Genomic DNA, 20,588 nt, shown 5'->3' with positions numbered 1-20,588 from the left:
GCTTCTCTTGAAACTGGCGGTGACATCCGCGCAGATGAGGTGACATCGCTGACCGCAGCCTCAGGCTCTTTTGTAAACTCCGGGCTGATTGGTGGAGATCAAACCACGCTGGATGCTGCGCTCCACTTTTCCAACTCTGGGACTTTAATTGGGCGGACCAGTCTCACCGCTATCGCTCAGCAAGCTTTCACGGCAACAGACGCCTCTAAGATTGCAGGAGGAAGTGTCAGCATTACCTCTTCATCTGCTTCGCTTGCTGGTCTGGTTGGTGCCGACAATCTATTAGATATTCGTACGCTGGATTCAAACCTTGTAAGTTCGGGCATTTTAATTGGAGAGACCACAACCTTGGTCTCTGCCCAAGGAATTGAGAATACCGGAAGTATCACAGGCAGGACGCGCGTCAGCCTGACAATGGAAGATGCTTTTTCGATCGGATCAGACTTTGCCGTTTATGGAAATGCTATTGATGTTACTGCCAGCAAGATCACCGCACATGGTATCCTTTCAGCTTCGCAGGAACTGGCACTAAACGCTGGAACTGGCGGTCTCCTCAACAGCGGCACGCTGAGTGCTCAAGATATTACTCTAAACTCTCAGTCTTCCATCACCAACAGCGGAACGATTTCTGCAGGCAATCTGCTGGTCGCAAAAGCGGCAGATACGCTAACAAACGCTTCTGTCATGATCTCTGGGGACGAGCTGAAGGTTTATGCCAAAAGCATCATCAATAACGGCGGGGTGATCTGGGCCAACGATAGCATCACACTGGCAGGAAATGAAGCTCTTAGTCGTGCTGAGCTGGTCCAGAATACCAATGGGCGGATTGAAGCGTTTCAGGGTGACTTGACTATCCGGGCAGATGAAGTCCGAAACATCGGCACAGCTCCCACTTTAAACACAAGCCAGATCATCAGATGGATTGAGACGGGACGAAGCGGTTCGATCAACCCTGACAAAGAGATCCTGAAGCTGATTGACCCGGCTTATCTGGATACCTCTGGCAAGGTTCGAGCTGAGTTCTCTGACAGCTATCTTGCCTTATGGAGTGATCTGCTCAGCGGGTCGCCGTTCCTTTCAGATGAAGCCAAACTCATCCTGAAAGTTTCCGTTTTGACCGCAAGCGGAACGCAACTCACTGACAGTTTGCAGCGCTTGTGGTCAAACATGTTTTCCAAAGCCAATGAGGCCGGGACACCTAATCCAGCATCTGCAATTCGTGACCTGCTTGACCCAACCGTGTTTGACCCTGAGGGGAACCTTCTGCCAGAGTTCTCAAAGGCCTATGTTGAACTCTGGGAGACACTTGCATCAGGAAACACAGTTGTTTCAGATGAAGTACGTGCAATCTTAGACACCGATGCCCTTGTATTTACTGAAAGTGTGGACCCTGACACTGGTGATGTCACCCGCACATTCACTAATGAGATTGTTCCAGAAATTGGTTTGCTATGGACGGCCATGTCGGATGGGGCTGATGCCAGCTATGATATAGTAAAAATTCTTTATCAGGATCGCTTCAACGCTGACGGCCAGCTGGCCGAGCTGGTTGCTGGCAAGGATATCGATATTGAAGCTGACACCATCAAGAACATCTTTGGCAACGTATCTGCAGGTGGGGATCTGGTCCTAACCGCCAATTCTGTTGAGAACAAAGCTGTCGGGGCAACACAGGTTCTCCTGGAAGTCCATAAAAAGCCAGATTGCTTCACCTGCCATGAAGGTGAGGTAGACTATTACGACACCTTCGGCGGTCGGATTGAAGCAGTTGGAAACGTTAATATTTCCGGCTCTTTGGTGAATGTCACCGTGAACACCTCAGACATGTCTATGCAGGACATGATTGATACGATGAACACATTCATCGAAGAGCGCAAAGCGGAAGGTGATCCCATCATGAACGGTGTGCCAGAGGTGCGCACCAAGACGCTGGATTTTACAGACACCAGAACACCCGATCATATTGCCCCTGTTGAAGGTGATGGCACTGATATTCGTGAAGTCCGTGCGGAAGATACGGGGTCGGAAACCGAAATTGAAACTGGCCCCGGGACACCGGATGTGGAGGTTCCTGAGGTCGAAGATGTTGATCAGGTAGTCGTAGAGACTGGAGGCGGCACGCCAGTTGTCGCGACGACTGACGTCACGAGCGTAACGCGGGTTGAAGTTGAAACGGGTGTTGAAACACCAGTGGTCACAACAACTGATGTGACGAATGTCCCCACGCAGACAGTCGAGACTGGAACCGGAACTCCGATCATCATTCCGGTCAAGACCGATAAGTTCCACACCACAATTGAAACGCCGGATATTGTCAAACCGGTAATAACACCCACAGCCTCCGTCGAAGAGCTTCTGGCCGAGGGGGTAACGGCGCTCGCGGAAACCAATCCTGACTTCACCGATTATGCGAACTTCATCACCTCCAACTATATGATGGATGTGGGCCGACTACAGTACCGGGATGATCTCATCAATAATACGGCTGATCCGCAAGCCGAGAACTTCAGGTCTGGAGACTATGATGCAAAGGTGGGGGCTCTTGATCATCTCAACAAACCGGTCTCCGTACCCAAGCCGGATGGCTCGGGCATGCACACAGTTTATCCGGAAAATACTCCATTTGAGCTGGATGGCCGCGGCGCTCTGATCGCAGGTCAGGATGTTAGCGTCACCGGGACTTCAATCAGTAACTCGGGCACTGTGTTTGCGCGCAACGACCTGTCGCTTGTTGGCGGGCTCATTACAAGCTCTGAAGGCGCGATCCTGGCTAAAGGTGATGTATCTGTCACCTCTCTGACAAGTGTTCTGCTTGAAGACACGAACATCTCGGGTAATGGAGTTGACATTCTTGCAGGCCAGCAGGTTGTCGGCAATGGTCTCACGCTTAATGCTGCCTCTGATGTTTCCATATCCGGCAGCGGCGGTGTGACCATCAGCGGGCTTGAGAACAACTTCACCACTGAGCAAAAAAGCCCGTCTCTGCTTGCAGGCTTCGATGAAAACGGCGAGCCGAAAATGGTGGTCACCTCTACCCGAGAGGTGAAAGACCAGCAAACCTCAACGCTTAATGTGGGCGGAAATCTGTCGATCCTCACCGATGGTGATCTGGTCGTCGCTGGAGCCGATGTTGATGTTGCCGGTGATGTAACTTTGACTGCTGGCAACGATCTTGCTCTGAGCTCCGTTGAGGTGGGAAGCAAAACCAAGTCCAAAAACTCGAAGACCGAAGTCAGCACCAGCATTGTCACTGATATTGATGCAGGTGGCAGCATCACGGCAACAGCTGGTGGCGATGCGGTTCTAATGGGAACGCAGATTGATGTGGGGGGTGAAGCCGATATCTCTGCCACAGACAATCTGGTTCTGGCTGCTGTTCAGGATGTGTATTCGTCTTATTCCAAAAAGAAAAAGAGCGGCTTCCTAAGCTCAAAAACCTCAATTAAGAGCGAAACCAAAGTCACCAATAAAGGGGTTTCAATTGCATCCGGTGGTGATCTGGACCTGCTTGCCGAAAATGGTGACCTGACAACCGCTGGCACTTCTCTTGCTTCCGGCGATGGAGATGTAAATCTGACGGCAGCAGACGGCCACATATACGCCGGGGCCTACACTGATGTTCAGAGCAAATACAGCAAGACCTCAAAGAGCATTCTGGGTGGCTTGTTTGGCTCCACCAAAATCATCAACAGCGTAGATAAAATCAGCCGTGGTACCGAAGCGCTTGCCGCACTCGATCTGTCCCTACTTTCAGGGGAAGACACCACACTCATTGGTGCGTTCCTGTCAGCGGGCAACAATCTGAACATCAACACAGGCGGAAACTTCGACGTCAAAGCGGCGATCAACAGTCAAAGAAGAGAGTTCTTTGAGCACGAGATGGGTTTGGTCTTGATGACCACCATCACAGAAAACAGTTATGTCGAAACCGCTGTTCTCACACAGTTCCTGGCAGGACAGGCCCTCAACTTCAATGTGGGCGGTGATGCAAACCTAACGCTTTATGAGATCGCTGGTGTAGATGCTAAAACGGCTGAAGAACTGTACCCGGAAGAACTTTTGGCAATTGCCGGCCTGCAAATCCTGCAAGAGCAGCTGGCAAATGAGTACTTCTACGACAAACAAGTCGCTCTCTCACCTGCCTTCAAGGCATTGGTTGCTATTGCCATTGGGTCCTTTGTTGTACCGGGCCTCGGAATCGGCAATCTGCTCGGCTTTTCGGCTGAGGTGCTTTCAACCAACGTCTACGCTTCAATGCTGGTTACAGGTCTGGAGAGCTTCACCGCGACTGCCATCGTAGAAAGCCTCGATGGGGTGGTCTCCGGTAACTTTGATCTCGGAGATATTCTGGCAGATGCAGCCTTCTCCGGCATCACCGCTGGCCTAACCGACGGCATCGGTCTGGATACATTCGGGATTGAGGTGGATACTAATCCAGACCTCTTCAACAGCCTGCTTGGTGAGTTTGGTCGGGGCAATCTTTCCATTGCCAACATCCTGGATGGTGCGCTCGACGGCCTCATCTCCAATGGTCTGTCCTCAGCGGTCTACGGCACCGACTTCATGGAAGGTTTCTCCTCGTCCATGATCAACACAATCGTCAACCTCGCCATGGCTGATGTTCAGTTTGAAATCGGCAGCCTTGGAGAGGGTATAGACAACTGGGAAGGCTCTCTGCCACATATGCTGCTGCACGGTCTCACCGGCTGTGCAGCTGCAGAAGCTACAGGGGCAAACTGTGCCGCAGGTGCGGCGGCGGCTGTGGCGCAAAGTATATATGCTGGAGCCCAAGATAATAATCTATCGCAGGAAGAGCAAAAGAGAGCACTCGCACGTTCGAAATTTATTGGGGCTCTGGCTGGTTTTGCTTTCTCTGGTGGAGATCCTGCAAATGTTTCCATTGCGGCAGCTATCGCTCAAAGCGGATTTGAAAACAACTATTTGAGCCACCAGAATATCGATGATTTGAGTTCAGCACTTGCATCATTGAAAGAACAATGCGGAGAAGACGGGAGTGCATGCTCTGACTATCAGGCTCGCCTAGATACCATCCTGACATCCTTCATGCTGATTTCGCGCGTGAACAACAAACGGCTTGCGAACTGTGCAACACGTGAGTGCATCAATGATCATATTGCAAGTGCAGCCAGCCTTGTTGAAATCGAGGACCAGCTGCGCGGTGTTTCATCAAGCTTTGTGAGGCATGCTCTGGACTTTCACAGGCTCTCTCTTGCAGAGGTTCGCTATGAGGATGTGGCTCAAGCGAGCGCTCGCGTGCGTCTCTTTGAGGAAGCTGAGTTCTTCAGTGATACGCATTGTGGTGGTACATGGGATAGCGCCTGCCAAAACCAGTTCCAGCAAGCTGTAGAGGATTTCAACAATGGAGTGGAGATCGGTGGGCAGGCCCAACTGGTTATTGCTGGACTTCTTGCTGGGGGACTTGTCGCACGCAGTGCCGTTGTGGGGGCACTGGAAGCGTGTGCTGGTTCCTGGCTCTGCGCAACCGGCGTAATTGGAACAGAAATAAGTGCCCAAGCACTGGCAGAGTTTGCAACGGGAGGTGCTGCAGCCAGCATAGGCTTCACCATTGCTGTTAAAGGCGGCAGCCGCGTGATGCAGGTGGGCGATGATGTCGTTGCGGTTATTGACGATCTTGATCACGTATTTTACCGAGCCGCAGACGATTTGGCAGACGGCACGCCTGTATTCCGCAATGCAGACGGAAATCTGCTGCGATTGAATGACACTGGTGATCTGGTTGCTGTAAATAGAACCGGAACGGTTTGGGATGATATTACGCCGACGCAAGAAGTATATCCCGGTTCTGAAATCCCTAAATCTTTTGAATTGTCTACTAAATCTGGAGAGAAAATTTGGGTGCACGGCAATGCTACTGAGCACCTAGCGGAATATGCTCAAGGGCAAGCGAAATACTATACGCCTGATGTTGTTCGACTGCATACACAAGAGCAAATCAAAAGTATGCAATCTGCTGTGAACTCAGCTACAACGAACGGGATAGAGTATGATGAAATTATAACTGTTGGAGGGTGGGAGCTTAAGTTTTCCCCTCCTAGAGAGGTTGGGCAGTTGCCTGCTCTTATTCATGCACAGCCAGCTTGGTAGAGTAATTGAAAATGGACTTAGAAATTCAGAGACCTGTCTATTTAGGTATGAGTATCGAAGAGATTGAAATGGAGAGAGTGCCATCCATCAGAATGGCAACTTCTATAAAAGCTCATCACCCTACTGGTGTGCTTGATTACACGGTCAATGACTTGTGGTTTGAATGCAGTGAATGGGAGAAGTTTATTCGAAACGTTAGAAAGCTATACTCTCTTGAAGAGGCGGAGGAGGCATCACTGAGCTCGATGTCAGAAGAGTTCAATTTGTTGGTGAGAGTTTCTGAAAACAAAAGAGTGGCTGACTTCATGGTGTCGCTAAATGAAAGAGGGCTGATTTCCGTTAAGATTGAGACCTCAGTTGCATTAGATGAAGTTGGTGTGATTGCAGATTCATTTTCCAACGCAAAATTTTGGTGATTTTTCCTCAATGGGGTGAAGCCACACGTGGTTCAATTTGCTTAGGCAAGTACACTCTCTCCTATCTTGAGATAGTAATTGAGTTTCCAGATCTAGTAAGATGACACACGCTACTGAAAAAATAGACCTGATAGCCAAAACGCTTGAAGATGATATCTTAAACAAGAAAATCTTTCACTTGTTGCAAAATATGAGAGAGATATCCCAATCTCTGGATTATAGACAAAAATCTGACACTTTTCACAATATGCTGAGAAGCTTCAATCGCATGTGGGGTGATGAGTTTTCGCCTAAAGATGAGACAGTATCACCATTATTAGATGACTTATTTGAACTGCATGGCTTTCCAGATGAAAAGTCAAATGCCAAGTGAAGCGAGAGGCCAACTCGCGCATTGTGCAGTTCACGAAATCTGGGAAAGTCAGCTTCAGAAGAACATTCCGCCAAGATTGAAGCAGACCATTTCAACTCTCTTTAGAAAAAATATGGTTTTAAGAAGTACCTTCAGTTGTTTGTGAAACGGTCGTTTGGCAGATGGTCAGGAAACTCAAAAATCCGCACTGATATTGTTGAATAATATTGTCTGTTTACCCTGTCTGGAAATCACCGTATGCTTTCCGTTACGTGACTTGGGTTTCCGGATGATTTGCTATGCTGGTTGGGTATGCGCGGGTTTCAACAGAAGATCAGAGCCTTGACTTGCAACGTGACGCGTTGCTGGCGGCTGGCTGCGAGCGTATCTATGATGACAAGATCAGCGGGACGAAAGCAGAGCGTCCTGGCCTGACCATGGCTCTGGATCAACTCCGGGACGGAGATACGCTGGTCGTCTAGCGATTGGATCGTTTGGGGCGCTCCTTAAAAGACCTGATTGCCCGTGCCGAGGAGCTGAAGGAAAGAGGTGTTGGCCTCAAAAGCCTTCAGGAATCTATTGATACGTCTTCAAGCGGTGGCCAGCTCATCTTTCATATGTTCAGCGCTTTGGCTGAATTTGAACGCAATCTCATTCGCGAGCGCACACAGGCGGGCCTCAGCGCAGCCCGCGCCCGGGGCCGTAAAGGCGGACGCAAGAAGGTCCTCAGCTTAGAGCAGAGAGCCCATGCGGTTGAACTATACCACTCGCGCCAACACACAGTGCTGGAGATCTGCAATTTGATGAAGATTTCCCGGGCGACGCTGTATGCCTATATCGATGAGTTTGCCAATGGCAAATAGAGGCATCCGCATTCCGCCCGAGACGCTGTTATCACTTAGAACACGGTTGAGCGGGTTGCCGCCGCGCTCAGCAGCACGGCGCGAGGAGATCAACCGGATAGCCGATATTTTCGGTGTCAGCCCGTCAACAGTCTACCGGGCTCTTAATGCGCTCCACAAACCCAAAGGCCTGCGCCGCTCTGACCGCGGTAAGCCGCGCAAGATCCCAGAACGTGAGATGGACCGCTATTGTGAACTCATTGCAGCCTTGAAGATCCGCACGACCAACAAGAAGGGAAGGCATCTTTCAACGAACAGAGCGATAGAGCTTCTCGAAGAGCATGGTGTTCATACGCCAGAAGGCCACTTCCAGCCGCAAAAGGGCCTCTTGAAACGCTCCACGGTGAACCGCTGGCTGAATGACTGGGGGCTGGATTACCTCTGCATGACACGCGCAACACCAGCAGTTCGCTTTGAAGCCCGCCATGCCAATGCTTGCTGGCAGTTCGACATGAGCCCGTCGGACCTCAAACATATCCGCCAGCCTGCCTGGATTGACCCCAAACGTGGTGAGCTAACGCTGATGCTCTACAGCGTCGTTGATGACCGCTCCGGCGTTTCCTATCAGGAATACCGCTGTGTCTATGGCGAGGATGCTGAGAGCGCCCTACGGTTTCTATTCAACGCCATGGCTCCCAAGGAGGACAGTGCGTTTCAGGGCATTCCCGACATGCTATATCTGGACAACGGCCCCGTCGCGAAGAGCCTGGTGTTTCAGTCTGTCATGGAAAAGCTCGGCGTTGTCTGGCAAACACATATGCCTGCAGGCTCCGATGGCAATCGCGTTACCACTCGCTCCAAAGGCAAGGTCGAACGCCCCTTCAGAACCGTCAAAGAGACCCACGAGACGCTTTATCATTTCCATGAGCCGGAGACCGAAGCGGAGGCCAATCTCTGGCTCAAGAATTTCATTGGCAAATATAATGAAAAAGACCATCGACGTGAACCTCTCAGCCGGATGGAAGACTGGAGCGCTAACCTGCCAGAAAAGGGCTTGCGTGAGATGTGCTCCTGGGAACGGTTTTGTGCCTTTGCCCGGGAACCGGAACGGGCAAAGTGGCAGCCGATGCGAGAGTTTCAGTTGGAGGGGCGTATTACGAGATTGATGGTGAGCTGGCAGGCGAAGAGGTGCTGTTATGGTGGGGGTTGTTTGACCATGAGTTGTTCGTGGAATGGAATGACAAACGATTTGGTCCCTTTCGCCCAGAAGGTGGCCCGATCCCGCTGCACCGCTATCGCAAGCGCAAACCCTCTGCCCGTGAAATCCGCGCAAAGACTGTGGCACAGCTTGCCGAGCAGATAAGCCTGCCGCGCTCAGCACTCGCTGGCGGGGCAGAAACAGAACGAGTTTCTGCTGATATTGTGCCCTTGCCCAAGGTCCGGTTTGCGGACCCTGATCCGTGGGGCGAGATCACCTTTGAGAATACGCTCAGCGCCCGCCGCGCAATCTCCGATATTCTGGGCCGCCCACTGGGAGAGTTACCTGCTGACGACCTGAGGTTCATTGGCGATCTCGTTGGCAGGACCCTTAACAAGGCAGAGATTGAAACCGCGATCAGGGACCGGTTCCGGCGCACGTAATTAAACGACAAGACATAAGGGGGAGGCATATGCTCAGCACACAGGTCATGAACCATTTTCGCATCGAGCGATCCTGGAACCAGGCGGGTTATTTTGAGACCGAACGGCAAGCACAGTTCAGCGACGATGTGATGGCGGCCATTATGGCGGGTCACCTGATTGCCATTTCCGGCCCTGTCGGTACCGGCAAGACGATGATGATCAACCGCCTGCAGGAACAGATCATAAAATCAAAGCAGATTATTGTTTCCCGCAGCCTGTCCGTGGACAAGCCACGCGTTGTTCTACCCGCGCTGATCACCGCCCTGTTTCTTGATATCTCTGGGAAGCCGGATCTCAAAGTTCCCAAACAGCCGGAGCAACGCGAACGAATGCTACAGGAGGCAGTACGCAAGGCACGCAAACCCATTGCCTTACTCATTGACGAAGCCCATGACTTACACGGTCATACGCTCAACGGCTTGAAACGACTGAAGGAAGTCATCAGTGCTGGTGGAGGAACCTTGGCTATCGTTCTTGTCGGCCATCCGCGCCTTCGCAACGACCTTAGACGGGCCACCATGGAGGAAGTCGGCCATCGTACTGTAAAGCTTGAGTTCAACAGTATCAGTGATGAGCGCCGTGAGTTTCTTACCTGGCTCCTCAACCAGTGCCTTGCATAGGGCGTGATGCCTTCGGATGTTATTGAGGAGGCCGCTCAGGACTTTCTGGCCGAACGCTTGTCCACCCCTTTGCAGTTTGCCGAACATCTGAACCGGGCATTTACCGACGCCTACCGGATGGGCGCTGAACAGGTCACCCGTGAGATCGTGGAGGAAACCATCTCCATCGGGTTTGATGATCTGGACGCCAAGCTGGCCCGGATCGGGTATGGCCCAAAGGCTCTGGCCGAGATGACGGACACCCGCGTTCCCGAAATCCGCCGTTTCCTCAAAGGGCAGCTGGACGCTGACAGAACCGACGAGATCTCAACCATAATGCGAAGAGCTGGATTGCCGTTATGACATCGACCGAAGAACTGTCAGACACTGATTTCGAGAAACTTGACAACTTTCTAGGCCCGATTGTGGGAGAGGAATAAAGTGTCGTACTCAGGCCTGTCGCCGGAAGCCCTAGTTTGCTGACGTTCATCGGGCTCAGAGCTTCGCGGGTGTAGTAAGTCGTTTGTGACCATTAGCGGCCATTCAACCTCAAGCTAGGAGCTTCCGACCAACGCGTAGCTTCAACCATAGGTCGATTTTGGTCAGCATGCTGTGGGAGGGTAATAAGCTTTCGTATCGACAAGCTCCCCAAGCACCAAAAACAGCCGATATGAGATGCCCACCAATATATAAAGTTGTATACTGTCAGCGACACATCTGCTCTTAACACCAGCTTTTTGAGTATTAAAGTTTCAGACTGATTGAGCCCTTTGTTATCTCAATCAGTCGTTCCCCAACTGACCGTCTCCTCTCGCTTTAGCAACATTCTGGCGGTAATGTCCTATCATGACAGCAGAGCCCAGACTTGACATTATCGGCGCAGCGCTTGCAGACTCAAGCCGTTCTCGCATCCTTTGCGAAATGATGGATGGCCGTGCGTTTACCAACAAAGAGTTGGCCTGCGCTGCCAAAATTTCCGCTCAAACCGCGAGTGTGCATCTCAAACAGCTTCAAGCAGCTGGATTGACGTCTTCTATCCGTAGTGGTCGTTGCGTCTACCACCGGATTGCAAGCGAAGACGTAGCATGCGTGCTTGAGGCTTTGGCAGGCCTATCCCCTACGGATCACCTGCATCGTGCTAAAATGCCCGAAGCGAATACCCTGCGAGCCCGCAGTTGCTATAACCACATTGCTGGCAGGTTGGGAGTGTTGATCACCAACCGCCTGGTCGCTTTGGGTATATTACGCATACAGGGTGAAGTCGTTGCAATCGACACAGCAGGTGAGGCGTTTTTCAACAAGTTGGAAATCGATGTACCAAACCTAAGTACATCTAAAAAACCTACCGTGAAGCTGTGCCTCGACTGGACAGAGAGAAGGCACCATATATCTGGGCCGTTGGCGACAGCGCTTATGGAAAAAGCCTTGAAAATGAACTGGCTTGAACGACACGGGGGAAGCAGAGCACTTGCAATAACTACACTTGGATATGAAATATTTGAACGTGATTTCGGCATTGTACGGAACCTCATCGACGGCACTGATTGACATTAACAGTTCGTCCGCAAGCGAACTGTTTGATCGCGTAAGTATTTGAAAGTCTGCTATTCCGAGTGTGAAGCAACCGGAGATTGACATGACTCTTCCAAACCTTACCACTGAACGGTTCACCCCAGAGCGCGGCTTTCGGATTACCGTTCAGATCCCCGATCAAAACGCACAGACAGTTGTGGAGCACGTTCTAAAAGAAACCCCGCTCAGATACGGCGATTACGACAGTGTCACATTTAAAACGGCAACGGGAGTACAGCAGTTCAGGTCACTGGGTAGTGGTCGAAACACTGCGACTGAAGATGTCGTGGTAGTGCCTTGTATGGAACTTTCGTTCTTTATTTTAGACGATGATGTATTGGTGGCTCGGGTTGTTGAAGCCATCTATTCTGCCCACCCGTATGAAGAGCCCGTGGTGTTTGTTGAAGCGTGTTTGCGAACACTGCACATTCGAGGCTTGGACGAAGACAATCCTAATAGGTTCTGGAATTCTGCGCCTGCGGATTGGGTTCCAGAAGAACATCGTTGATTAGCCCCAACGGCAGCAGAGTCCGCGCCCACCTGTTCAGGAGCACCAACGTACCAAGCCACTTGAGATTTTGAGGACGCCTATCAAGTATGAAACTATATTCCTCAGTATGCATCTTTATTACTCTCCCACACCTGCAGCTAAGTGACCTAAGCTGACATTCGATACTTTCGTGCCAACATTCCCAGCGAGGCGAACGCTGGCATGAAAGCGTCTTTTGTGAAGAGCCGAGCGCAAGAAATTAGCGAGCTTTTAGAATCTTCAGTTTGTCCTGCTTTGCTTTATTCTTGGTCGATTCCTCAGAACGGGTGAGAGATTTGGCTATCGCTTTTAAACTCATTCCCTTTGCCACGAGCATATGCAACTTTCGAGTTTCCTCGGGTGTCCACGCTTGACGGTGGCGTTCAAAGCGGTCTGTCATCGATTTCATCTACCTTATCATTGGGGTGAAGCTAGCATAAAGCATTGTCGTGCTCATTGCGCTAGTAAGCTGACGGGCAACAATATGCTTGGAGGGTATTAACAAGAGAAATAGGCTGTTTACACACGTCAGAGGTAGACTTATGCAACCGGGCTTAGCTAGTGCAGCATAGTGCTTGTGACCAGTTACGGACACTCGACCTAAATCCAAGCGCTTCCAGTCAGCGCATGACTTCAACCACAGGTCGGTTTTGGTCAGCTTGATACTAGGTGACCAAAGTAACCCTCTGTTTAGCTAGGAAGCCGTTTCATCCGATGTGGAAATTCAACTTTAAGTTGGTTTCATTTGGTTTGTCACTGGGGGTAAGGGTTTGACATGCGGTATTGTAATCATGGACAGCTACCTTGCGTCTAAAGGGACTTAGACGTAGAAGCTTCTCTTGCGCTGGTCCGGAGCTGCATGACTGTCACAATATTTCAGATGATTGAGACTTTAATCTCAACGGTATCGTGCCATATTCTGACAATTTCTAGGAGCGAGACTCTTAGAACTGTCGCCGTTCTTTACTCAGCTACTCCTCGCCAATTTCCCCCATGTCTTTGCTTCAAAATTTAGGTAAATATTTGAAGAATCAACCTAAAATTTATAAAGTGCCAAATACAAATTTGGTGAGAGTTGACATGAAAATTCTAAAAATTATTCCACTTGTATTTATCTTGACCGCCTGTGCATCTGCCTCAGTAATTCCTCTAGACAAAAGTACAATACAAATCACGGCACGAGCTGCACCAGCTTGTGGAGGACAAGGTGCGGAGAAAGTTGCCCTAAACCAAGCTGCAGTAGAGACACTGAAAAGAGGTTATAACAAATTTATTATCCTAAACACTTCAGCATCAAACAACGTAAAAGTGGCCGGATATACCCCTGTCTATAGCACGACCACAGCCAATGCCTCCATTTACGGTAACAACCTATACGGGACAGCGAACACCTCATATTACGGTGGCAATCCCATCTATGCGGGCTCCCATAACCAAGGTTTGATCGTTAAGATGTTTAAGAAAAACAGTAACGCAATTGACGCTAGGAAAATGCTAGGCCCAGATTGGGAAAAATCGCTTCAAAAGCAGACCATTAACTGCTTGTAGGGAGCCGTAGCGGGTAAAGCTATGTCATCCTCGCGGGCCAGACGGATATGCTAGTCGTAGCGTGCAATTTCCGTCATATCCTGCAACCAGCTCCACCCGCAATATCCTCCAGGCGAGTAAAGTTAACTCATAGTAGAACTGCCTAGTTTCTATTTAACCGGTCTTACGAAAAATCCTAGGATGTTGCGGCGTGACCATTGCTGACATTGGCCTTGCCCAACTCATTTTCCTGTTCGCGTCAGATTGCAACCTAATATTGAATTTCCTTTAGACCCTGCTAGTTTAAATATGTATATTCCACAAAACGCGCTCATTTGGGTGAAGCTGCTATTTTTTTTAGAGGCTGATATTATTCAACGACTAGTTTTCTCACTCGTTCTGAGCCACTGAGTGGTAGAAGCCCGTCACGTTGTTCCAGAAGCGTCAAAATACTTCGTTTTAACAACTCTACGGCGGAGAGGCGAAGGCTAGGAACATCTAACTTTTTTATCTTGTCCCTGTTTCCGTGAACGAGTGCACTTCGTGCGCTATAGATATCTTTTGCACGCTTAAATAGCTCCTCGCGACTTTCAAGGTTATCGCCAAGTAGTCTTGCTACTCCACTGGCGACTGAAAGGGCTATTTCTGCCCGTCCTCCAAATAGGCTTTCCAACCCTATGACCGCGTCCACCAGGCTGTCCTCGGGTTCATCACGACCAGTTGTGGCGCTAATGTATCGCTTGACCGCCATTTCGATTGAACTTGTATCTTTTGATCCAATCGTACCCATTAATTCATTCAGTCTCTTACATTCCTCTGGTGTGGCGATATGACTACGAGCAAGTGTACTTGTCGGGTTCGACCAAGAACATCGTGGGCCTGAAAACGGATCTACCGTTACAGTTGCGCGCCATCTAGCGGCGGTGGCAACTTCGATAGCCATTGAAGTCGCTAGCGGAACAACTGCACGTGACGTTGAATTTGTTTCCAAACTAATCTCAACCGGCCAATCTGACTTGAAGGTTGGAAAAGAACTTCTAGGCACTAATTTTACGTCAAAAGTACAGGGCCGTTGAAGCATTCCGCCTAGAATTCTCCCCTCCTCATCGATACTTGGCCGAGCAGTTGCCGGCATATGCCTAATAAGCCCTTTTGGGATATCTCGAAGAATGGGGGGATTTAGATCTATCCGAGTTTCAGCGGGCAAACCGACCAAATCAAAGATATCGAAAACCATCAAGGTCTGAGTTTTGTTGTTTAGTATAGCTCTGACGACATCCAGCATTTCCCACGCGGATTCAATAAACCCACTTTCAGAGCTATCATTTTTTAAGGACGCTAGGGCACTTCCTGCTCGTATTATATTTTCGTGCAAAACTGCTATATTGGTACTTTCGCCTTGGCCAAATGAAGTAAAGTATTGCGTACTTTGTGCGAACTCACTGGGAGCACCATCAGGAAAAAGCTTCATTATTATACTGTCTGATCTAACCGCAGAAATGAAGTTCTGAAGCTTAGTTGTATGAAAGATTTTAGGAAACTCCACCCGACCGAATGTTAAACCATCGCGAGGTTCCGGCATTAGAGTAAATGGATAAAAATCCGAGCAGATTTCAGCCAAAGCACTCTTAACTGTGTCGTCTGTCTTCCACACAACTGTCCCCCCCCCAGAAGTTCGTCTCAACCCTTTAAGGACCGCCTCTCCATTTTCAAAAAAGAGTGTTTGAAGAGTCACCAAATCTGAACACTCAAGTGGCAGATTGTGGACACGATCCTGCTTAGCCTGAAGAAGCACTTTCTCTGTGAGCTCTAATACAGTTTGTTGATCATTTGAGATAAGCAATCCATCAGTCAATAAAGCTTCGGTTTCTTGGACTTCCATGTTTAACACATATGCTAAAAGCGGAGGATTCAAGGCTCTAGTATGTTGAGGAACATCTGCGCTTTTTAAAAATGGCAAGCTTATTTCCTTAGGTGTAGCTGAAGTGTCGGGCGGCAAATCAACCAGAACCGAAGCACAATAAAACGCTGGTTGCAAGGGCGCTGAACGACCTGCCATCATAAGAGATTGCTGAGCAAGTTTGGATTTTGAACAATGGGTTGTTTGGTCTCCTTTGATAGGGAATTGGCTATGGATCCAGATTTACTCACGGTGTCGAAAGACGGCGCTGTCCTCCGACCGTGTCTTTGAAAACTAGATTGAAACTGCCACCTTCAACCCAAGAGGGAAGTCTCCGAATGGCTGCTTCTGGCCCACTTCAAGACATTCCTTACATGTGGCAGCTGACCAAAACTGGCCATTCGCTCAGCCTCTTGTGACTATAACTAATACGCTCCTACAACTTTTGTCCGCTCTCATTTATGACACGAAAATCACTCAACTCGAACACTCGATAGAGCTTTGACAAGTGCCATGATCTCGTCGGCAAACTTATCGGCTTGAACCGAGCGGTTATGGAAAACAGTTCGGTTGAGAAGTATTGCAGGGACAAGCTCTGCCAACAGATCCAGCTGAGGATGATCGGAACCCAGTAACCTCGCAAAGAGCTGACGAAGTGGTTCATCATCGTATCGATCGCGAATAGCTTCAGCTATACTTTTATCTTCTCTCAATGCCGCAATAACTCCAGGAAGCAAGTCTGGCTTGGAAGCATAAAAGTCCGCTTTTTCCCGAATAACTGCTTCTAAATCTGCTGCGGCATCATCACTGGAAGGTAGTGGAGGGTCAGGAAAAGCGCGAATAGCATCAGTTACCAAGGCTTCTTTTGTCTCCCACCTTCGGTAAATCGTGCCGAGCCCACTTCCAGCTTTTTCTGCTACATCCTGAACTCGAAGTTTATCAAACCCATGTTCGATGATTAATTCAGCCGTCGCAGCAAGAATAGCATCAGTCCGGTTCCGATCCCGCTTGCGACCGCGGGTAAGTTCAGCTCGCTGGCCTGATCTCTTACTCATGAAGATTTCCTAATCACTGCAAGGGTTGATTTCCATTTTAAACTTCTATACCGCTTATTACGATAATCAACAATTCCGGAATTAATGATTCCAGTATAGAGGTGGCCATGAGTTCTAAAAAGGCTTCAATCATCAAGCAAGCAAGTATGGTGCTCAACACTTTCACGCCACAACGAAGGAAACCCAATCCTCTCTATGCAATCCCCGAGGCAGACAAACACATATCAGGTAAGACAATTGTGTTTACGGGTGGAACTGATGGTATGGGGCGAGCCGCAGTTAGGATGCTGCATAAGCTTGGGGCAAACCTGATCATCTTAGGTCGCAACGAAGAAAAAGGGATGGCAGCGACACGCGAGTTAAATGCCATTGATGGAGGATTTGCGCAGTTTTTATTTTGTGATCTGGCATCAATGGAGAGTATTCGCTCTTGCGCTGAACGTATCATGGCCACTCACAAGCGCATAGACATCTTGGTTAATTGTGCAGGTGCTCAAGTCCCAAAGCGTACAATCACAACAGATGGGCTAGAGATGATGTGGGCGATAAACTATATCGGCCCCTTCTTGCTTACGAAGCTACTGCTGGAACGTCTCAAAGCCTCTGCACCATCAAGAATTGTGAATGTTTCCTCCGATACGGAAGCATTAGGTCATATTAATTTTGATGATCTCCAAACGAAACACGGCTTTGATGCACTAAAACCTTATGCTCAGGCAAAGCTTGCACTCAATGCGTTTACAGTTGAGCTGGCTGAGCAATTAGAAAGCTCGGGTGTCACTGTGAACGCGCTTAATCCTGGCTTCATTAGTTCCAACTTGCTGCGCGATCTAAGCGGCATTCCAGGTTTCTTTCGGCTAGTCATGCGCATTTTTGCCTCTCCACCCGAAGTAGGAGCCGATCGCATAGTAAGGCTTGCTATTTCGTCACGATACAGAAATGTAACTGGGACTTATACCAATGAAGACAAGATTTCCGAGCCCAATCCGGAAGCGAAAGACACAAGTATCCGAACAAAGCTCATGCAGATAAGCGATGCTTCAACGGCGAGATGGAGAGCCTCCTTGTCAGATGCCTGCAGATGACTAATCGTTACCTGTCATGGCACAAATGCTAAGAAATAAGTTTTGTAGCAATCAAGTTACTTTTATTAACAAGTAAAATGATAATATAAATCAAAATATAATACCTGTTAAGGGCATCAATTTAAATATTGATTGGGGCAAGGTCAAATATATCCTATTTCGATAACTTGAATTATCGCAAAGGATTCGTATGTCTACCAAACATAACTCCAGAAATTCTATATTAGTGGAGAAGGGCGATGCCCCAACAAACTTCGATACACCCTATACTTTAACACCGCGCGACACGTTTCACGGTTCTTTAAAGAAAGGCGGAGATGCGGATTTTGTTGCAGTTGTTCTGGAAGCTGGTGTTGAGTACGCCATCACTATGGATAGCAAAGGCCACAGCGGACCTTCGGACACGAGCCTGGCCATCTTCAATCCAAATCGCAGTGTTGCTGCTCAGGACACCGTAAGCGGGAATGGCAGTAAGTCAGAGATCACTTTTACTCCAGAAGAACGTGGCACTTATTATATTCTTGCTGGCTCTGGTACTGAGGGGCGCACTTCTGGAAATTATCTGCTCAGCATATCTGAGGGTACAGATCCCGTTGTGGAACCATTAGATCCAGAGGCGTTCACAAATGATCAGATCGCCCATCAGCTGACAGACGCCTATTGGGGATATCGCCGCGCATTTGATGTTGATCCTGGGGGAACTCTTACCGTTAATATCTCTGGCCTCACAGATGCTGGCCAGTATTTGGCAGAAAATGCTCTTGATGCTTGGACAAAGGTGACCGGCATCAATTTTGAGATCACCAATGACTACGCACAGATCAACATTGATGACAAAACAGACGGCGCCTACGCCAACTCATGGACCTTCCATGATAAAATAGAACGATCCTTCATTAACATTGGCACAGACTGGCTTGATCGGAGTGGCACGAGCCTGACTTCCTATTCCTACCAGACCTATATTCATGAAATTGGCCATGCGCTTGGCCTGGGGCATGCGGGGCACTACAACGGCAGTGCCACATATGGTGTCGATAATCATTACTCCAATGATTCCTGGCAAGCGACTGTCATGTCCTATTTTACTCAGCAACAGAACACGAGCGTTGACGCCAGCTACGCCCAAGTTATCACCCCCATGATTGCTGATATTCTTGCCATGCAGGATCTTTATGGCACAGCGGGAAATCTGCGTACAGACAACACCACTTATGGTGAAAACTCCAATGCGGGAGATTATTACGACGGAATTGCGGATTTAGATCTGGTCGCGTTCACCATTATGGATGATGGCGGCGAAGATACCATTGATTTCAGTTCTGAAATAAGTAATCAGCGGATTTCTCTCATTGAGGAAACTTATTCTGATGTACAGGGTCTGAAAGGCAACATGGCCATTATGCGTGGCACTGTTATAGAGAATGCTCTTTCTGGGTCAGGCGATGATGCATTAATCGGTAACGATGCAGACAACAAGCTTTATGCCAATGAAGGACATGATCTGTTGCAGGGTGGTAAGGGTAATGACTGGCTTTATGGCGGTGCTGGATTAGACACGTTGGAAGGCGGCCAGGGCAAAGACAAACTTTATGGTGAGGATGGCCGTGATGTTCTCGACGGCGGGACCGGCAACGATAAGCTATATGGCGGCAACGACCATGATATACTTCTTGGCGGTGGTGGTAACGATAAGCTCTACGCTGGTAAAGGGAATGATACGCTGGAGGGAGGATCTGGTAAAGATCTGCTATCAGGGGGCAAAGGCCGGGATATTTTTGTCTTTAATGCCAATTGCGGAGCTGACAAGATCATCGACTTTTCAGATGGGCTAGACTTTATCAGGTTTGACAGTGGAGCAAGTCGCTTAGAAGATCTGGCAATCTCAAGTCGTGGTGATGATGCTTTCATTTCCTATGAGGGGGGATCAATCCTCTTAACCAGTGTTGATGCCAACTTCATCAATACAGATGATTTTATGTTCGCATAAAGGTTTGGGAAGCAGACAATCCGCTTCAACTGCGGATTGTCTGTATCATAGCGCAAGAGACCAGTCACACAATCTATTTGCAGCTTCTGTTATGTATCGATCTAGACTGAAGCATCAGGTCCTTGTCCACGGCGGCTGGCAGCCCATTTAGCAGTCCGGCCTTTCTGCAGCACCCTGTCTACCATTTGAGTGCAGGAGCTGAGATAATTTTCAGGGTTTGTAAGAGACTTCAGCCGTTCAGTACCCAAAAGTTCCAGCACCTCTTTAGTTTCAACCATAAGTCGATTTGGACAGCATTGCGCTGGGTGACCATAGCGGACATTACGCCTCACCTAGATTACAGTTCTTCTCAGCCAAGCTTCAGATCGTCCGTCAGAGGCTTCATCAATCCTGGCATTCTTCCATACGGACGGAGCCGACCTTGGATACCGCTACATCAATGTCCACTTTCGTTATTTGGCGACGCCCTCAATGCTGCTTCCAGCTCTTCACTCAAACTTGCGGCCAAATCGAAAAACCGTCGCCGCACGGTCTCGGCGTAGGGATTGGCCTTCTCAATTGCTTCGAATACTTCTGGTGCATCATGCTGAACCATAGAAATCGCTTCAGATAACAAGTCAAAGCTCTTCGTTGTCATGCGCGTTGGCAGTGGTCCCATTCTCAATAGCACTTTGGCGATGAGGTGCGTGAGCCCTTGGACAACTGCTGCTTCTTGGTCGTGATCTTCTGGTGTCGTCACGATGACAGTCAGTCCCAGAATCTTGCGTAAAAACGCAACTAGCCTCGCATGTCGTTTTCCCTGAATGGGGCAGACAGCAATTTTTAGACCCTTTATACCTGTCGTGGCACTCTGAGGACCGAACAAGGGGTGAGACGCCACGATGTCTACATTGTCTGGTAGCAACCAGCGCA

At 49.1% G+C, this 20,588-nt stretch carries 15 protein-coding genes and 2 pseudogenes; 13 read left to right on the top strand and 4 right to left on the bottom strand.

Annotated elements, in window-relative coordinates; all coding sequences use genetic code 11:
* Window positions 1–39 precede the first annotated feature (39 nt).
* The 10 genes and pseudogenes from BM231_RS26235 to BM231_RS26195 all read left to right on the top strand — a co-directional run bounded on the left by BM231_RS26235 (window position 40) and on the right by BM231_RS26195 (window position 12,098).
* Window positions 40–6,126 (top strand): hemagglutinin repeat-containing protein, encoded by a 6,087-nt coding sequence (locus BM231_RS26235; protein ID WP_208860670.1) that lies wholly within the window; start codon window positions 40–42, stop codon window positions 6,124–6,126.
* Between the two features lie 11 nt (window positions 6,127–6,137).
* Window positions 6,138–6,542 (top strand): hypothetical protein, encoded by a 405-nt coding sequence (locus BM231_RS26230; protein WP_139226413.1) that lies wholly within the window; start codon window positions 6,138–6,140, stop codon window positions 6,540–6,542.
* A 100-nt stretch (window positions 6,543–6,642) separates the two neighbouring features.
* The gene (locus BM231_RS26225; protein ID WP_093524297.1) at window positions 6,643–6,915 is read left to right on the top strand and encodes a hypothetical protein; all 273 of its coding nucleotides are present in this window, start codon (window positions 6,643–6,645) and stop codon (window positions 6,913–6,915) included.
* Window positions 6,916–7,193: 278 nt separating this feature from the next.
* A pseudogene (locus BM231_RS27585) lies at window positions 7,194–7,538 on the top strand (recombinase family protein); the annotation flags it as partial.
* A complete protein-coding gene (locus tag BM231_RS27580; RefSeq protein WP_483150655.1) occupies window positions 7,512–7,757 on the top strand; it encodes a recombinase family protein in 246 nt (81 codons plus the stop codon). The pseudogene BM231_RS27585 and the gene BM231_RS27580, both read left to right, overlap by 27 nt.
* A 10-nt stretch (window positions 7,758–7,767) precedes the next feature.
* Window positions 7,768–9,377: pseudogene (locus tag BM231_RS26215) on the top strand (transposase family protein).
* Window positions 9,378–9,406: 29 nt separating this feature from the next.
* Window positions 9,407–10,039 carry an AAA family ATPase gene (locus BM231_RS26210; protein WP_093524295.1) on the top strand — a complete coding sequence of 211 codons (633 nt, stop codon included), beginning with the start codon at window positions 9,407–9,409 and terminating at the stop codon, window positions 10,037–10,039.
* 6 nt (window positions 10,040–10,045) lie between these two features.
* Window positions 10,046–10,381 carry a hypothetical protein gene (locus BM231_RS26205; protein WP_093524293.1) on the top strand — a complete coding sequence of 112 codons (336 nt, stop codon included), beginning with the start codon at window positions 10,046–10,048 and terminating at the stop codon, window positions 10,379–10,381.
* A 483-nt stretch (window positions 10,382–10,864) separates the two neighbouring features.
* Entirely contained in the window at window positions 10,865–11,566 is a 702-nt protein-coding gene (locus tag BM231_RS26200) for an ArsR/SmtB family transcription factor (RefSeq protein ID WP_093524291.1), read from the top strand.
* Window positions 11,567–11,654: 88 nt separating this feature from the next.
* Window positions 11,655–12,098 (top strand): YqfO family protein, encoded by a 444-nt coding sequence (locus BM231_RS26195; RefSeq protein ID WP_093524301.1) that lies wholly within the window; start codon window positions 11,655–11,657, stop codon window positions 12,096–12,098.
* Window positions 12,099–12,339: 241 nt separating this feature from the next.
* Here the strand turns inward: BM231_RS26195 and BM231_RS26190 are convergent, their stop codons facing one another.
* Window positions 12,340–12,528 carry a hypothetical protein gene (locus tag BM231_RS26190; RefSeq protein ID WP_244527224.1) on the bottom strand — a complete coding sequence of 63 codons (189 nt, stop codon included), beginning with the start codon at window positions 12,526–12,528 and terminating at the stop codon, window positions 12,340–12,342.
* Between the two features lie 584 nt (window positions 12,529–13,112).
* Between BM231_RS26190 and BM231_RS26185 the strand changes: the two genes are divergently transcribed.
* On the top strand, window positions 13,113–13,667 hold the full coding sequence (locus BM231_RS26185; protein WP_139226412.1) for a hypothetical protein: 555 nt from the start codon (window positions 13,113–13,115) through the stop codon (window positions 13,665–13,667).
* A gap of 349 nt (window positions 13,668–14,016) precedes the next feature.
* Here BM231_RS26185 and BM231_RS26180 read toward each other — a convergent pair whose 3' ends face one another.
* Together BM231_RS26180 and BM231_RS26175 are read right to left on the bottom strand one after the other, a co-directional pair.
* A complete protein-coding gene (locus tag BM231_RS26180) occupies window positions 14,017–15,606 on the bottom strand; it encodes a HEPN domain-containing protein (RefSeq protein ID WP_139226411.1) in 1,590 nt (529 codons plus the stop codon).
* Window positions 15,607–16,019: 413 nt separating this feature from the next.
* Complete coding sequence (locus tag BM231_RS26175; RefSeq protein ID WP_093521523.1) at window positions 16,020–16,601, bottom strand: TetR/AcrR family transcriptional regulator; 582 nt, start codon at window positions 16,599–16,601, stop codon at window positions 16,020–16,022.
* Between the two features lie 107 nt (window positions 16,602–16,708).
* Here BM231_RS26175 and BM231_RS26170 point away from each other — a divergent pair, with 107 nt between their 5' ends.
* Both BM231_RS26170 and BM231_RS26165 read left to right on the top strand, forming a co-directional pair.
* A complete protein-coding gene (locus BM231_RS26170; protein ID WP_093521525.1) occupies window positions 16,709–17,686 on the top strand; it encodes an SDR family NAD(P)-dependent oxidoreductase in 978 nt (325 codons plus the stop codon).
* Window positions 17,687–17,876: 190 nt separating this feature from the next.
* Window positions 17,877–19,676 carry a M10 family metallopeptidase C-terminal domain-containing protein gene (locus tag BM231_RS26165; protein WP_093521527.1) on the top strand — a complete coding sequence of 600 codons (1,800 nt, stop codon included), beginning with the start codon at window positions 17,877–17,879 and terminating at the stop codon, window positions 19,674–19,676.
* Between the two features lie 436 nt (window positions 19,677–20,112).
* Here BM231_RS26165 and BM231_RS26160 read toward each other — a convergent pair.
* Window positions 20,113–20,588 (bottom strand): prephenate dehydrogenase dimerization domain-containing protein (locus BM231_RS26160; RefSeq protein ID WP_139226365.1); only part of this gene is annotated, 476 nt, incomplete at its 5' end.

It is taken from the genome of Pseudovibrio ascidiaceicola, assembly GCF_900114245.1.
Taxonomy (GTDB): domain Bacteria; phylum Pseudomonadota; class Alphaproteobacteria; order Rhizobiales; family Stappiaceae; genus Pseudovibrio; species Pseudovibrio ascidiaceicola.
The sequence above is the reverse complement of the archived record's forward strand: the minus strand, read 5'-3'. Positions and strand labels throughout refer to the sequence as shown.

Excerpts from the sequence above, each read along its gene's own strand:
- BM231_RS26230 (WP_139226413.1), top strand. The coding sequence starts at position 6,138 with ATGGACTTAGAAATTCAGAGACCTGTCTATTTAGGTATGAGTATCGAA.
- BM231_RS26225 (WP_093524297.1), top strand. The coding sequence starts at position 6,643 with ATGACACACGCTACTGAAAAAATAGACCTGATAGCCAAAACGCTTGAA.
- BM231_RS27580 (WP_483150655.1), top strand. The coding sequence starts at position 7,512 with ATGTTCAGCGCTTTGGCTGAATTTGAACGCAATCTCATTCGCGAGCGC.
- BM231_RS26210 (WP_093524295.1), top strand. The coding sequence starts at position 9,407 with ATGCTCAGCACACAGGTCATGAACCATTTTCGCATCGAGCGATCCTGG.
- BM231_RS26205 (WP_093524293.1), top strand. The coding sequence starts at position 10,046 with ATGCCTTCGGATGTTATTGAGGAGGCCGCTCAGGACTTTCTGGCCGAA.
- BM231_RS26200 (WP_093524291.1), top strand. The coding sequence starts at position 10,865 with ATGACAGCAGAGCCCAGACTTGACATTATCGGCGCAGCGCTTGCAGAC.
- BM231_RS26195 (WP_093524301.1), top strand. The coding sequence starts at position 11,655 with ATGACTCTTCCAAACCTTACCACTGAACGGTTCACCCCAGAGCGCGGC.
- BM231_RS26190 (WP_244527224.1), bottom strand. The coding sequence starts at position 12,528 with ATGAAATCGATGACAGACCGCTTTGAACGCCACCGTCAAGCGTGGACA.
- BM231_RS26185 (WP_139226412.1), top strand. The coding sequence starts at position 13,113 with ATGTCTTTGCTTCAAAATTTAGGTAAATATTTGAAGAATCAACCTAAA.
- BM231_RS26175 (WP_093521523.1), bottom strand. The coding sequence starts at position 16,601 with ATGAGTAAGAGATCAGGCCAGCGAGCTGAACTTACCCGCGGTCGCAAG.
- BM231_RS26170 (WP_093521525.1), top strand. The coding sequence starts at position 16,709 with ATGAGTTCTAAAAAGGCTTCAATCATCAAGCAAGCAAGTATGGTGCTC.
- BM231_RS26165 (WP_093521527.1), top strand. The coding sequence starts at position 17,877 with ATGTCTACCAAACATAACTCCAGAAATTCTATATTAGTGGAGAAGGGC.